At 49.5% G+C, this 14448-nt stretch carries 15 protein-coding genes, 1 riboswitch and 1 other annotated feature; of the genes, 11 read left to right on the forward strand and 4 right to left on the reverse strand.

What is annotated here, in order from left to right; genetic code table 11:
- The first annotated feature begins 113 nt into the window (after positions 1-113).
- From D6M16_RS07490 to hisIE, 10 genes are all read left to right on the forward strand, one after another.
- Positions 114-1328: an EAL and HDOD domain-containing protein gene (locus tag D6M16_RS07490; protein ID WP_120511911.1), complete on the forward strand. Its 1215-nt coding sequence runs from the start codon at positions 114-116 to the stop codon at positions 1326-1328.
- On the forward strand, positions 1329-1817 hold the full coding sequence (locus D6M16_RS07495) for a YchJ family protein (RefSeq protein ID WP_120511260.1): 489 nt from the start codon (positions 1329-1331) through the stop codon (positions 1815-1817). It abuts the gene before it with no gap.
- 157 nt (positions 1818-1974) lie between these two features.
- Positions 1975-2114: a sequence feature (His leader region), on the forward strand.
- A 47-nt stretch (positions 2115-2161) separates the two neighbouring features.
- A complete protein-coding gene (hisG, locus tag D6M16_RS07500) occupies positions 2162-3058 on the forward strand; it encodes an ATP phosphoribosyltransferase (protein WP_120511261.1) in 897 nt (298 codons plus the stop codon).
- 5 nt (positions 3059-3063) lie between these two features.
- Positions 3064-4380: a histidinol dehydrogenase gene (gene hisD / locus D6M16_RS07505; protein ID WP_120511262.1), complete on the forward strand. Its 1317-nt coding sequence runs from the start codon at positions 3064-3066 to the stop codon at positions 4378-4380.
- Position 4381: 1 nt separating this feature from the next.
- A complete protein-coding gene (gene hisC, locus D6M16_RS07510) occupies positions 4382-5437 on the forward strand; it encodes a histidinol-phosphate transaminase (RefSeq protein WP_120511263.1) in 1056 nt (351 codons plus the stop codon).
- Positions 5438-5454: 17 nt separating this feature from the next.
- Complete coding sequence (gene hisB / locus D6M16_RS07515) at positions 5455-6525, forward strand: bifunctional histidinol-phosphatase/imidazoleglycerol-phosphate dehydratase HisB (protein ID WP_420812210.1); 1071 nt, start codon at positions 5455-5457, stop codon at positions 6523-6525.
- A complete protein-coding gene (gene hisH, locus D6M16_RS07520) occupies positions 6525-7157 on the forward strand; it encodes an imidazole glycerol phosphate synthase subunit HisH (protein WP_120511264.1) in 633 nt (210 codons plus the stop codon). Before hisB ends, hisH begins: the two co-directional genes overlap by 1 nt.
- A gap of 17 nt (positions 7158-7174) precedes the next feature.
- Positions 7175-7909: a 1-(5-phosphoribosyl)-5-[(5-phosphoribosylamino)methylideneamino]imidazole-4-carboxamide isomerase gene (gene hisA, locus D6M16_RS07525; RefSeq protein ID WP_120511265.1), complete on the forward strand. Its 735-nt coding sequence runs from the start codon at positions 7175-7177 to the stop codon at positions 7907-7909.
- A gap of 13 nt (positions 7910-7922) precedes the next feature.
- Entirely contained in the window at positions 7923-8696 is a 774-nt protein-coding gene (gene hisF, locus D6M16_RS07530) for an imidazole glycerol phosphate synthase subunit HisF (RefSeq protein WP_120511266.1), read from the forward strand.
- Positions 8693-9325: a bifunctional phosphoribosyl-AMP cyclohydrolase/phosphoribosyl-ATP diphosphatase HisIE gene (gene hisIE, locus D6M16_RS07535; protein WP_120511267.1), complete on the forward strand. Its 633-nt coding sequence runs from the start codon at positions 8693-8695 to the stop codon at positions 9323-9325. The genes hisF and hisIE overlap by 4 nt, the downstream gene beginning before the upstream one ends.
- A 75-nt stretch (positions 9326-9400) precedes the next feature.
- On the opposite strand, the gene D6M16_RS07540 is transcribed toward hisIE, so the two are convergent.
- Entirely contained in the window at positions 9401-10006 is a 606-nt protein-coding gene (locus D6M16_RS07540) for a thymidine kinase (protein WP_120511268.1), read from the reverse strand.
- A gap of 193 nt (positions 10007-10199) precedes the next feature.
- The gene (locus tag D6M16_RS07545; RefSeq protein ID WP_120511269.1) at positions 10200-11786 is read right to left on the reverse strand and encodes a Na+/H+ antiporter NhaC family protein; all 1587 of its coding nucleotides are present in this window, start codon (positions 11784-11786) and stop codon (positions 10200-10202) included.
- Between the two features lie 105 nt (positions 11787-11891).
- A riboswitch (Lysine riboswitch) is annotated at positions 11892-12071 on the reverse strand.
- A gap of 374 nt (positions 12072-12445) precedes the next feature.
- Between D6M16_RS07545 and D6M16_RS07550 the strand changes: the two genes are divergently transcribed.
- Complete coding sequence (locus D6M16_RS07550; RefSeq protein ID WP_027253473.1) at positions 12446-12838, forward strand: H-NS family histone-like protein; 393 nt, start codon at positions 12446-12448, stop codon at positions 12836-12838.
- 108 nt (positions 12839-12946) lie between these two features.
- Here D6M16_RS07550 and D6M16_RS07555 read toward each other — a convergent pair whose 3' ends face one another.
- Both D6M16_RS07555 and D6M16_RS07560 read right to left on the reverse strand, forming a co-directional pair.
- Positions 12947-13918 (reverse strand): lytic murein transglycosylase, encoded by a 972-nt coding sequence (locus D6M16_RS07555; protein WP_120511270.1) that lies wholly within the window; start codon positions 13916-13918, stop codon positions 12947-12949.
- Between the two features lie 16 nt (positions 13919-13934).
- Positions 13935-14216, reverse strand: coding sequence for a YcgL domain-containing protein (locus tag D6M16_RS07560; RefSeq protein ID WP_120511271.1), 282 nt, complete (start codon positions 14214-14216; stop codon positions 13935-13937).
- Positions 14217-14448: the final 232 nt, after the last annotated feature.

Below are 14448 nucleotides of genomic sequence, written 5' to 3' on the forward strand. Positions count from 1 at the left end.
AATTATTAGTAATATACTGGCTCACTCCTGTCATGCGGACTATTCACCAAAGAGAATCACTGGCAATGCAAGCCCTCGCCAACACAACGATAACCATAAACAGTGCTGATATCATGTATTCTTATCTTGCCCGGCAGCCCGTTTTAGATCGCGACAAAACGACCATTGGCTACGAATTGCTCTTTCGCGACGGGCCCAAAAATTGTTTTCCGGATGTGCCGCCCGAAGAGGCAACAAATCGCTTGTTACTGGACAATTTCTTCTCTAACGGTTCAAACGATGTATGCAGTGGCAAGCTCGCCTTTGTCAATTTCCCTGAAAAAAGCCTGCTTAAAGGCACGCCTCTTCTTTTCCCATCCCATACTTTTGTTATTGAAGTGCTGGAAGACTGCATCCCCTCAGACACACTTCTGGAAACGGTAAAGGACCTTTATCAGCGTGGCTACCAGATAGCACTGGACGATTTTAATCCGAGCGTAGAATGGAACCGGTTTTTACCTTTCGTCCACATCATTAAATTTGATTTACAGCTGACACCTATTGATAAAGCGCGATTCTTTATTCGCCGCCACAAAGACAAGCCAATTCAGTTTCTGGCCGAAAAAGTGGAAACCTATGCCGAATTTAAAGAAGCCAAAGCAGCGGGATTTCATCTGTTTCAGGGATACTTTTTCAGCAAGCCCGAAATGATGCAGCAAAAGACCCTCAGCCCTTCCGCGCTGACCACCCTGCGGCTCTATCAGCAAATCTGCCAGGATGTCGTGAACTTTGATGAGGCGGAAGAGATCATTGCGACCGATTTGTCCCTATCGTACAAATTGTTACGCCATGTGAATGCCATCACATCAAACCGTGCCGTCCCTATCTCTTCATTTAAGCAGGCGCTCATTTATCTGGGTGAAGAAAGGCTCCGCCGCTTTATCAGTTTTGTCGCGACCTCGCACGTTACCCGTGATAAACCGCCATCACTGTACTGCCTGTCTTTACAACGGGCTCACTTGTGTGAACTGCTGGCTGCTGATATTTCACCGAAATTAAATGGTAACCGTGCTTTCCTGACGGGGCTTTTCTCGATGCTGGATTCGCTGCTTGATCAGCCGCTTGATGTGTTGATCCCTATGCTGCCGCTCGATATCAGCATTCAGGACGCCCTGATTCGCCGCAGCGGCAAACTGGGATATCTGCTGTCACTGGTCTGTGCCTATGATCATGCGGACTGGGACCAGGTAGATACCATGTGCGCTAAATTGGGTCTGGCGAGTGAACATGTTGCTAACCGCTATCTGGAATCTTTAGAATGGGTGACCAGCATAGAAGAACTGCAATAAATGATAACGAACACACAATTATGCCCTTGTGGCAGCCAACAACCTTTGTCCCTTTGCTGCCAGCCTGTCCATCAGCATCCGTCAGAGGCTCACCATCCTGAGCAGCTTATGCGTGCCCGATACAGCGCGCATGTTCTGGGATTAGTCGATTTTGTCGTCGCGACTTACCATCCCAGTTGCCAGGCAGAACAATACCGGGATGCCATCGCAGACTCCGTCAATAGTGAATGGCTTGGGCTTGAGGTTATCAGCAGCCGGATCGCCAGTGATACAGAAGGCTATGTTGAATTCAAAGCCTTTTACCGTGACGATAACCAAGACTATTGCCTGCACGAAAAGTCACGCTTTTTACGTGAAATGGTCGGAAACAGTCCGCAATGGTTCTATGTAGACGGTGAGTATCCGGAAGCAGCCGAACCGATGAAAATTGGCCGAAATGATCCCTGTTCGTGCGGTAGCGGCAAGAAGTTTAAAAAGTGCTGTCTGTAAGCCAATCTCAATGGCGGCATGCAGCACGAAGAAATTTTCAAAATGTACTAATTAACTATTGCAAAACCGCCTTAGCTTGGTTAGTGTGAATAGCAAGTCCACAGTCAATAATGATTTAGACAGAGTACATAATTATGCGTATCCAAATGGTAAACCTACACCACCATCATCATCCTGATTAGTCTTTCAGGAGGATACGCCTCACTCTGGAAGACGACAATTCGCCTCTTCCAGCGGTCGCTACATATAAGCAGCATTCAGACCCCCGGAAGATAACTCTTCCGGGGGTTTTTCGTTTTAGCATTGAAATTAAAAAATAAATTAAGCATATAGGGAATGTCATCATGCAAACACAACGACTACGCATTGCTATCCAGAAGAAAGGACGACTGAGCACTGAATGCAAAGATCTCCTGAAACGCTGTGGTGTAAAATTTAACCTAATCGGTGAGCGCCTTGTGGTTCACTGTGAAAACATGCCTATCGACTTACTACTGGTTCGTGATGATGACATTCCCGGTCTGATCATGGATGGTGTCGTCGACTTGGGTTTCATTGGCGAGAATGAACTGGAAGAAGTCGGGCTTGAGCGTGCAGCGCGAGGTGAACCCAGCCACTATGAAATGCTGCGCCGTCTGGATTTCGGTGGCTGCCGCTTGTCTATTGCGATTGATAAAGACGAGGAATACCAAGGCCCGCAAGATCTGCAAGGTAAGCGCATTGCCACTACCTATCCGCAACTGGTGAAACGCTACATGACAGAACAGGGTGTGACGTTCAGCACCTGTATGCTAAATGGTTCTGTCGAAGTCGCCCCTCGTGCCAGTCTGGCCGATGCCATCTGTGATCTGGTTTCTACCGGTGCGACACTCGAAGCCAACGGCCTGAAAGAAGTCGAAGTGATCCTGCAGTCTAAAGCGGTACTGATTCAGCGTTCTGGTGATTTCAGCGCTGATAAACAAGCATTGATCGAGCGTCTGTTAACCCGTATGCAAGGTGTGATTCAGGCCAAAGAGTCAAAATACATCATGCTGCACGCACCGACTGAATGCCTGGAACAAGTGACAGCTTTACTGCCTGGCGCAGAAGACCCTACCGTTCTGCCACTGTCTCACGACAAGAGCCGGGTTGCCGTTCACCTTGTCAGCTCAGAAAATCTGTTCTGGGAAACCATGGAACAATTAAAAGCACTGGGCGCCAGCTCAATTCTCGTTCTGCCCATTGAGAAAATGATGGAGTAAAGACCATGAAAACGGTTGTATGGCAATCTCTGAGTGAACAGCAGCGTGAATCGTTACTGCAACGTCCGGCCATCACAGCAGGCGAGAATGTAACGGCCATTGTCAAAGACATCATTACCGATGTTCGTCAACGTGGCGATGAGGCCTTGCTGGAACTGGCAGAAAAATTCGATAAAGTCCGTCCGGAATCCATCACAGTCAGACAGGAAGAAATTCAGGCCGCCTCTGACAGACTGTCAGAGCAGATGAAGCAAGCGCTGCAGCAGGCTTATACCAACATCGCCAAGTTCCACAAAGCGCAAAAAGCCAAGCCGCTTCAGGTTGAAACACAACCCGGTGTAATCTGTGAGCAGGTCACCCGGCCAATTAATGCCGTTGGTCTTTACATTCCGGGCGGCAGTGCACCCTTGCCATCGACTGTATTGATGCTGGGCGTACCGGCACAAATTGCCGGATGCCGGCGTGTGGTGCTTTGTTCGCCCCCGCCTATCGCCGATGAGATCCTGTATGTCGCCCAACTGTGCGGCATTACCGATGTCTACAATATCGGTGGGGCGCAGGCTGTCGCTGCAATGGCATACGGCACAGAATCTGTATCCAGAGTCGACAAAATTTTCGGCCCAGGAAATGCGTTTGTTACCGAAGCCAAACGTCAAGTCAGCAACGATTTCAACGGCGCCGCCATTGACATGCCAGCCGGCCCGTCTGAAGTCATGGTGATTGCCGACAGTGGCGCTGACCCGGATTTTATCGCGGCTGATTTACTCAGTCAGGCAGAGCACGGACCAGACTCACAGGTTGTACTGGTCACGCCTGAGCCAAGTATTGCTGACCGTGTCGCGGATGCCATTGCACAACAACTCAGCACACTGTCCCGCGCCGATATTGCCCGTCAGGCACTCGGCTCGAGCCTGATGATCATTGCCGACAGCATCACTCAGTGCGTGTCTATCTCTAATCACTACGGGCCTGAACACCTGATTGTCCAGACCCGCAATCCACGTGATTTAGTGCCCCTGCTGGATAACGCAGGCTCTATTTTCCTGGGCCACTGGTCGCCGGAATCCGTTGGCGATTACGCCTCAGGCACTAACCACGTACTACCCACATACGGTTATACCAAAACATACTCCAGCCTGGGCCTGGCCGATTTTACCAAGCGTATGACGGTGCAGGAACTCAGTGCCGATGGCCTGCTTGAACTGGCTCCGACTGTAGAAACCATGGCTACCGCAGAAGGTCTGGACGCACACCGTCGTGCCGTCAGCATCCGGGTAGAAAAAATCAAACAATCACGCTCATCGACGTTGAAAGAGGCTTAAGATGAACCCTGAATTACTGGCTCGTAAAACCATTCGCGATCTTACGCCGTATCAGTCAGCACGCCGCCTTGGTGGCAGTGGTGACATCTGGCTGAATGCCAACGAGTCGCCGTTCGTCAATGAATTCAAGATTCAGTGTGATCGCCTGAACCGCTACAGCTCCTGCCAGCCAGAAGCGCTGATTCAGGCCTATGCCGATTATGCGCGTGTGGAGACATCCCAGGTGTTGACGTCTCGCGGTGCTGACGAAGGCATTGAGTTGCTGGTCCGCACTTTTTGTGAGCCTAAGCAAGACAGCATTCTTTACTGCCCGCCGACTTACGGCATGTACAGTATCAGCGCGGAAACTTTTGATGTAGGCGTTAAGCAGGTACCGCTGACTGCGGACTGGCAGCTGGATTTACCTTCTATTGCCGATAATCTGGACGGCGTCAAACTGGTATTTGTCTGCAGCCCCAACAATCCGACTGGTAATCTCATTCGTCGTGATGACATTATTGAGCTGCTGAACATGACACAAGACAAAGCGCTGGTGGTAATGGATGAAGCTTATATCGATTTCTGTCCGGAAGCTTCGACCGTTGATTTACTGGCCCAGTTCCCGAATCTGGTGATCCTGCGTACCCTGTCTAAAGCTTTTGCACTGGCTGGCCTGCGCTGTGGTTTCACGCTGGCGAACTCTGTAGTGATTGATTTGCTGCTGAAAGTCATTGCGCCTTACCCGGTACCTGTCCCTGTGGCGGATATTGCGGTCCAGGCCCTGTCGCCCGCCGGTCTGGCCAGAACCAAGTTTCAGGTGCTCGACCTGAGCGCCAACCGGGCTTACCTGCAGGCAGGGCTGAGTATGTTACCCGGCGTGACGGTATACGACGGCTATGGTAACTATCTGCTGGTGCGTTTTCCTGACGGTGATGCCTTGTTCAAAGCCCTGTGGGATAACGGCATTATTTTGCGCCGCTCTCCGATTGATAACTGTATCCGTATCAGTATTGGCAGCCGGGATGAGTGCGAGAAGACGCTGGCCTTCATCCGCACTCAGCTGGAAAAGATTTCGTAATTTGGAAGGATTCTATTGTGAGCAAGGAAAAAATTCTCTTTATTGATCGCGACGGCACGCTGATTGCCGAACCGCCGGTAGACTTTCAGGTCGATCGGCTGGACAAACTTGAGCTTGAGCCATTCGTCATCCCTGCCCTGCTAAAACTGCAAGAGGCAGGCTACAAACTGGTCATGGTGACCAATCAGGACGGGCTGGGCACAGACAGCTACCCGCAGGCTGACTTTGATGCCCCGCACAATATGATGATGGCCATTTTCGAGTCTCAGGGAGTTCGCTTCGATGACGTGCTGATCTGCCCGCACTTTGAACACGACAACTGCAGTTGCCGCAAGCCAAAGCTTGGCCTGGTTAAAGACTACCTGCAACAGGGCCGGGTCGATTTTGCCACCTCTGCCGTTATCGGCGATCGTCAGACCGATCTGCAGCTGGCCAGTAACATGGCTATCCAGGGTATCCAGTACCAGCGTGAAAACCTGGGCTGGGCGCAAATTGTGGCCGACCTTACCACTCGCCCACGCATTGCTGAAGTAGTCCGCAAAACCAAAGAAACCGATATCAGAGTGAAGGTTAATCTGGATCAGTCCGGCGGCAACCTGATTCAGACCGGTCTGGGCTTTTTCGATCACATGCTGGATCAGATTGCCACTCACGGCGGGTTCCAGCTCATCCTGACAGTGGATGGCGACCTGCACATTGATGATCACCACAGCGTGGAAGATACCGCGCTGGCACTGGGCCAGGCGCTGAAAGAAGCGCTGGGCGACAAACGCGGCATAGGTCGCTTTGGCTTCAGCCTGCCAATGGACGAATGCCTGGCTCAGTGTGCGCTGGATTTGTCCGGCCGCCCCTATCTGAAATTCGATGCCAAGTTCAGCCGTGAAAATGTTGGTGATCTGTCAACAGAAATGGTCCCGCACTTCTTTCGCTCCCTGACCGATACACTGGCCTGCACGCTGCACCTTTCTTCCGATGGCAACAACGATCACCACATCGTTGAAAGCCTGTTTAAAGCCTTTGGCCGTACCTTGCGCCAGGCCATAAAAGTGGAAGGCAACGAGCTGCCGAGCAGCAAAGGGGTATTGTAATGACTGATTCAACACAGAAAGTTGTGATCATTGATACAGGATGCGCCAACGTTTCATCCGTGCGATTTGCCATTGAACGTTTGGGCTATCCGGTTACCGTCAGCCGGGATCCTGACATTGTGCTGGCGGCAGATAAACTCTTCCTGCCCGGCGTAGGTACAGCCAGTGAAGCCATGAGAAACCTGGCTGAACGCGACCTTATCACACTGATCAGCCAGGTCGACAAGCCTTTGTTGGGTATCTGTTTAGGCATGCAACTGCTGGGCGACTACTCAGAAGAGCAAGGCCAGAATGGTACGGAACAAGTGCCGTGCCTGAAACTCTGTCCGGCTCCGGTGCAGAAAATGCGCACCGGTGAACTGCCCTTACCGCACATGGGATGGAATACCATTACCCCGGAAGAGGGTCACCCCCTGTTCAAAGGCATTCCTGCTGGCAGCTATTTTTATTTCGTCCACAGTTACGCCATGCCAGCGTTTAATACCGAGCAAGGCAGAACGATAGCCAGCTGTGAATACGGCCAGCCCTTTACTGCAGCAGTGCAAAGCGGCAATTACTACGGGGTTCAGTTCCACCCTGAACGCTCCGGTAAAGCCGGTGCGCAACTGATTCAAAACTTTCTCGATATGTAGGACGACAAGGACTGGTTATGATTATTCCCGCACTCGATTTAATAGATGGTCAGGTCGTCCGCCTGTTTCAGGGCGATTACGGTCAGGTGACCGAGTATAAAGTGAATCCTGCAGAACAATTTGCGCTGTATCATCAGGCAGGGGCTGACTGGCTGCACCTGGTTGATCTGACTGGCGCGAAAGACACTTCAGCTCGTCAGCTCGATTTAATTCGCACCCTGCTTGCCAGCACACCAGCCAATATCCAGATTGGAGGCGGCGTTCGCAGTGAGCAAGATGTTGCTGATTTACTGGATGCCGGCGCGCAGCGTGTTGTGATTGGTTCAACTGCAGTAAAACAACCGGAAGTCGTTAAGGCCTGGATGGAAAAGTACGGCCCGGAGCGTATCGTACTGGCGCTGGACGTCAACATTGATGACAACGGCCAGCGCAAAGTGGCCGTCTCCGGCTGGCAGGAAGATTCAGGCGTCACCATTGAAGCCCTGATTGAAGACTTCCGCACCGTGGGCCTTAAGCATGTTCTGTGCACGGATATCTCCCGCGATGGCACTCTGGCTGGCTCTAATGTCGATCTATACCGCGACCTCTGTGCCCAGTACCCGGACGTTCAGTTCCAGTCATCCGGCGGTATCGGGTCACTGGACGACATTGCTGCGCTGAAAGGCACAGGCGTTACCGGTGTGATTGTCGGCCGTGCCCTGCTGGATGGTAAATTTACCGCAGAACAGGCATTTGCCTGCTGGAACGAATGATTAGGAGCCAGACATGTTAGCAAAACGTATTATTCCCTGCCTGGATGTTCGTGACGGCCAGGTCGTAAAGGGCGTTCAGTTCCGCAATCATGAAATCATTGGCGACATAGTTCCGCTGGCAAAACGCTACGCCGAAGAAGGGGCTGATGAGTTAGTTTTCTACGATATTACGGCGTCCAGCGATGGCCGGGTGGTCGACAAAAGCTGGGTCGAACGTGTCGCCGAAGTCATCGACATTCCGTTCTGTGTCGCAGGTGGCATTAAATCTGCCGACGATGCCCGGCAAATTCTGCAATATGGCGCGGATAAGATTTCTATCAACTCGCCGGCGCTGGCAAACCCTGCACTGATCACTGAGCTGGCCGATAAATTCGGCGTACAGTGTATCGTGGTGGGTATCGACTCTTACTTTGATGCCAAAACCGGGCAGTACCAGGTTTACCAGTTTACCGGTGATGAGAGCCGCACTCAGGTCACCCAATGGCAAACCGCTGACTGGATTGAGGAAGTGCAACGCCGCGGGGCAGGTGAAATCGTGCTGAACATGATGAACCAGGATGGTGTTCGCCAGGGTTATGATCTGACTCAGCTAAATCGGGTTCGTGACCTTTGCAAAGTACCGCTTATTGCCTCCGGCGGCGCTGGTGAAATGGCGCATTTTGCCGATGCCTTTACTATCGCCAGAGTTGACGGCGCACTGGCCGCTTCGGTTTTCCACAAGCAAATCATTAATATTGGCGAACTCAAACAATACCTTAAACAACAACAGGTGGAGATCCGACTATGAGCCTGAGCAGTGAAATTAATTGGGACAAGGTCGATGGTCTGGTTCCTGCCGTGGTACAGGACAGCCGCAGTGGCCAGGTGCTGATGCTGGGCTACATGAATGATGAAGCCCTCAGCAAAACGCTGGATACCCGCCAGGTGACCTTCTGGTCTCGCAGCAAACAGCGGCTTTGGACCAAAGGCGAAACATCCGGCAATGTGCTGCAACTTAAGCAGATTCAGCTCGACTGTGATCAGGACACCCTCCTGGTCAGCGCCGAGCCTATTGGTCCCACCTGTCACCTTGGCACAACCACCTGCTTCGATAAGGGCAGCACAGACAACGGTGAAAGTGCCGCCGCCCCTGATCTGGTGTTTCTTCACCGACTGGAGCAAGTGCTGGCAGCCCGTAAAGGCGCCGATCCTGAATCTTCTTACACCGCCAGCCTTTACGCGCGTGGCACCAAGCGGATTTCGCAGAAGGTGGGCGAAGAAGGCGTTGAAGTCGCGCTTGCGGCAACGGCGGGTGATAAGGAGGAAGTGATTTCCGAATCTGCCGACCTGATGTATCACCTGATAGTGTTGCTTCAGGATCAGGGGCTGAGTCTGTCTGATGTGATTGCCAAGCTTCAGGAAAGACACAAAGGTTAACCCTGCGACAACCCATTAAAAAAGGAAGCGTCAACAGCTTCCTTTTTATTGTGCTTGCATTTTGCGTGTACTTTATTAGCAGGCGCTTTTCGCAGCCTGGCGAGCTTGATCCATCGCTTCTTTATAATGCTTACGGCAAACCGATACGTATCTGTCATTACCACCAATTTCGACCTGATCGCCATCCGCAATCGCATTACCTGACGCGTCATGACGAATCACCATGTTCGCTTTTCGGCCGCAATGGCAAACAGTTTTCAGTTCTACCAGTTTGTCGGCCCAGGCCAGCAGGTACTGACTGCCTTCAAACAGCTCACCACGAAAATCGGTACGCAGGCCATAGCAAAGTACCGGGATATCCAGTTTATCCACCACTTCAGTTAACTGGTGCACCTGAGCTTTTGTCAGAAACTGGCATTCATCCATTAACACACAATCAACGCGTGATAGCCCGTTCATCTGAGACAACTTATCCCACAGGTTATCTTCCGGGCTATACAGCTCAGCCTCTTCAGACAGGCCAATTCTCGAACTGACCTTACCCTGACCAAACCGGTTATCAATCGCCGCGGTAAAAATAACCGGTGACATACCGCGTTCACGGTAATTGAACGACGACTGCAACAGCGTCGTCGACTTCCCGGCATTCATCGCCGAGTAATAAAAATACATTTGCGCCATCAGGCTTTCCGCATCACTCTGAATGTCGCAAGATGCTACCGAAGAAAAATGTGAAATGGAAGCCTGGCTCCCAGCTTCATGCGGTGAAGCCACTTTTCGGTGACTTACCGTACACAGAAATAAAAAAAACCGGCTCAGTGCGTACCAAGCCGGTTTAGTGCCATGTTAGGCGGGGATATTATTCAGACTTCTCTTACGCGCTTTTCAGCGGGCGTTTGGCAATCCAGCCAAGGCAGATACAGACCAGTAAGAAAGCGGCCATCGCTGCCACGAAAGACACCGACAGAGAATCTGTCATCCCTAAGACGGTAAAACCTACCGCAGAGACGAGCGCCACGGATAATGCATAAGGTAACTGAGTTGACACATGATCTATGTGGTTACAGCGTGCGCCCGTTGAAGACAGTATGGTGGTGTCTGAGATAGGTGAACAATGATCACCAAATACGGACCCCGCCAGTACCGCACTGAGCATAGGCAGAATCAGGCTGATGTCCGTTGCCGCGGCCAGATCGCCAGCTATCGGCAGCATGATACCAAACGTGCCCCAGGACGTACCGGTCGAGAAAGCCATAATGCCGGCCAGCAGAAACAGAATCACAGGTAACCAGACAGGGTTAATGTTGCCCTGTACCAAAGTCGACAGGAATTTACCTGTTGCCATGTCACTGATTATGCTACCGATAGTCCAAGCGAAAAACAGAATAAGAATAGCACCGAACATGGATTTAGCACCAATCCACAAAGCATGCAAAATGTGCTTTACCGGAATGGCCTGACGTCCAACGGCAACCAGTGCCGATAATAACCCCAACAGGCCGCCGTAACACAAAGAGGCACCGACATCGGTAGACTCAAATGCGCCGAGAATAGAAAACGTCTTACCGTCAGCCTGCAAACTCTGATAGCCGGTGAAGATCATGAAGAATAATGTGGCTGCCACCAGCACCAGAATAGGAATAATGAGATCGCCCACTTTTCCATTTTCACTTTCTTCTATTTCAAGTTCATCGTTCAAATCTTTGGCTTCAGCGTGCATTTCATCATTGTCAAACCCGCGAGCATGACTTGCCTGAACCTCATGCTTTTTCATCAAACCAACATCTAATTGGAACCAGGCAACAACAAATACCATCAGCAGCGCAAACACAGCGTAAAAATTCATCGGTGCCAATTGCATGAAAGCACTTAACGCAGAATACTCAGTCACACCATGTGAAACCAGAATGCCACCCACCACTGTAATGATATATGCCCCCCAACTGGATGCAGGCATCAGTACACACATAGGTGCGGCAGTGGAGTCCAGAATATAAGCCAGTTTTGAACGGGAAACATAAAAGCGGTCGGTAACAGGCCGGGAAATCGAACCCACTGCCAGACTGTTGAAATAATCATCGACAAAAATAAACACGCCAAGAAAAGCCGCTAAAAGTTTTGCACCGCGTTTACTTTTAATCTTAGTTTGCGCCCATTGTGCAAAGGCACGCGTACCGCCAGAGAGCGTCAGTAACGCTGTGGTCATTCCTAATAAAAGCAAGAAAGCAACAATACTCATATTCCAGGTATTGATGCTATCGCCATCTATAAACAGCCCTTCAATTTTGTTTCTCAAATAAGAGACAGTATTGAACATACTGAAATCAGTCAGTAATAACGCACCGATCAAAATGCCAATACCCAGCGAGAGAAGAACTCGTCGAGTGAGAATAGCAAGGCTCAACGCCACAAGGGGCGGCAAGATGGAAATGGAGGATTGGGAAAAATCTACTAGGTTCATGATCTCTACTACAACCGATCGTGGTTGGAGATCTACTGTTAAACACGGTACCAATGTCAACCGTGATGGGAAGCGATATAGGAAAGAAACTGTTGTCCCTCCAGACCCCACAGTAGCGCTCCATAGTTAATTGTAAGTTACTATGGCAGTGTTGTCCCTTTCGGTGACAACCCCAGCAAGGTGATTTGACAGACCAGCCTTACTTCGGCATTAGCTCCTTTCACTGACGTTCCTCGGGGTCACCTCCCGCCAGTTACTGATAGATAATGCACCTCTACCCTTAGTCAAGGAATCGCGTATTCTACTTTTTGTTATCTGATTTGCAACTACAGAAAGCCAATATCTGCTACTTTGAGTTAATACAACTGCACTAATCTTCTGTATTTACTTACATTTACACCAAAAACATACTGTAATTTAATATGAAATTATTAGCACTACAGCAAGTTAAAATATTCGCACTTACCCATTTTATTAACAAGCAAAAAAACGAATGGGGACACCATTCATTGATTAAAGATAAAGAACAAGTATAAAAAACCGCCTGATTAATAATGTAAATTGACATTTTTATTTGGCAGTTGGGTTTAAAAAGTATTACTATTGCAGATATAAAGTGACTCACTAATAATTAGTATAACGCCAACAGGAAATTTGAAATGTCTGATGCAATGAAAGCGCTATTAAACCTTCGTAGTCTTCGTGCACTTGCTCGCGAATATTCACTGGAGCAGCTGAAAGAAGCCCTGGAAAAACTTCAGACCGTGGTTGATGAACGTGAAGAATCAGAAGCGGAAGAAATCGCGAAAGAAAAAGAGCGCGAAGAAAAACTGAAGCAATACCGAGATATGCTACTGGCTGATGGTATTGATCCTGAAGAACTGATGGCAAACATCGGTAAAGCAAAAACTAAGCGTGCAGCTCGCCCGCCTAAATACAAGTTCATCGATGAAAACGGTGAAGAGAAAACCTGGACAGGCCAAGGCCGTACTCCAAGCGCTCTTAAAAAAGCACTGGATGAAGGTAAATCTCTGGACGACTTCAAACTGTAATCAATCTGTTTGATCAAGCTCCCATCAAAAAACCCGGCATTAATGCCGGGTTTTTTATTATTCGCAATTAATTCTGAATGTCGTTTTTTTGTTCAGCTAAATCGGCAGCTATCGAATACTGTCTGCCAGCGTGCTGACGGCTAACGCAAAATAATGCGACCGGTTCCATTTTAATAATGTTTGATAATTACCGTACACTAAGTAAGCTCTGCCGTGATTATCGTCTGGCTGCACCAGCCAGGCACTGACATCCACCTTAGGTAGCGCAGTACCATTTAACCGGCGAACACCCAGTTGCTCCCACTCTGACAGCGATTTCACCTTTTGGGATTCCACACCTTTGAGGCTGTCGCTCAATCCCTCAGGAATACGTACCTGCCGTCCCCATGTGTATTTGTCATCCCAGCCTGATTTGCTCAGGTAATTGGCTGCAGAAGCAAAAACATCATCTTCCGTTTTCCAGATATCGGCTTTACCGTCACCATTTCCGTCAACGGCAAAGGTCAGGTATGAAGTCGGCATAAACTGAGGCTGTCCCATTGCACCGGCCCAGGAGCCTTTCATATCTGCTGCAGCAATATGGCCTTGCTGTAAAATAGTTAAAGCCGCCATTACCTGCTCACGGAAGAAGGCTTCACGGCGACCTTCATAGGCGAGCGTCGTCAACGCTTCTATGACATTATAGGAGCCGGTTAAGCGGCCAAAATTACTTTCCACTCCCCACAATGCCACGATAAACCTAGGCTGAACACCATACTGACGCCCGATACGATCCAGTGCCTGTTTATGCTGCTGATAATACTTGTTCGCCTGTTCAATTTTCCACTGGGGAACGGCTCTGGGTAAATATTCATCCAGCGTTAATTTCTTTTCTGGCTGATTTTTATCAGCTTTAACTGCACGTTCAATGAATGTGACATCAGCGAAGGCGGATTCAAGAATCGAATCATCAATCCCCTTCTCACGCGCTTCTTGCTTTAGCCCGGAGACATAATTATCAAAACTTTCATCAGCCGACAGTATCGGCGATGCAAGGCCCAGTCCTAAGGACACAAAGACAGCTACCCATTGCTTACGCATATCCACCCTTTCATCGTCATGTATTATTTTCTGACTTTTTTGCTTTGTATTCGTCTAGAAGGTTAGTCACAGGTGGCGGAATTTGCAGATAATAACCCTGGGTCGAGAGCATTTCCCGTACCTTATTGATATCCGCCAATGCTAACTTCCTCTCATTACTCAGTTTTAGCACCATTACAAACTGAGGTGTACCAAAAGTGTTCAATAAGGCTTCAGGTACATCTGAAAAATCATCTTTGGTATTGATATATAAATAGGTGTTTTCTTTTTTAGAACTTTTATAAATTGCACAAAACATGAGCTGACCTGCAGGTTACCAATCACCGTTATCTGACCACAAAAAGCAGAAAACATTCCAACCCGAATCATGATCAGGACGCATCTGCGTTCTGCATTCACTATTGTGGCTATCATTTAAACTTTATACCGAACTCTGACAAGGAGAACTTGCTGAGACCTTCCCGGGAATATAACATGCTATAACCTATGTGATAACGTACCTGAACGCGAAATTGTCCGCGTAAGATGAA

The sequence above is a fragment of the Photobacterium salinisoli genome (genome assembly GCF_003614885.1).
In the GTDB taxonomy this organism is placed as follows: domain Bacteria; phylum Pseudomonadota; class Gammaproteobacteria; order Enterobacterales; family Vibrionaceae; genus Photobacterium; species Photobacterium salinisoli.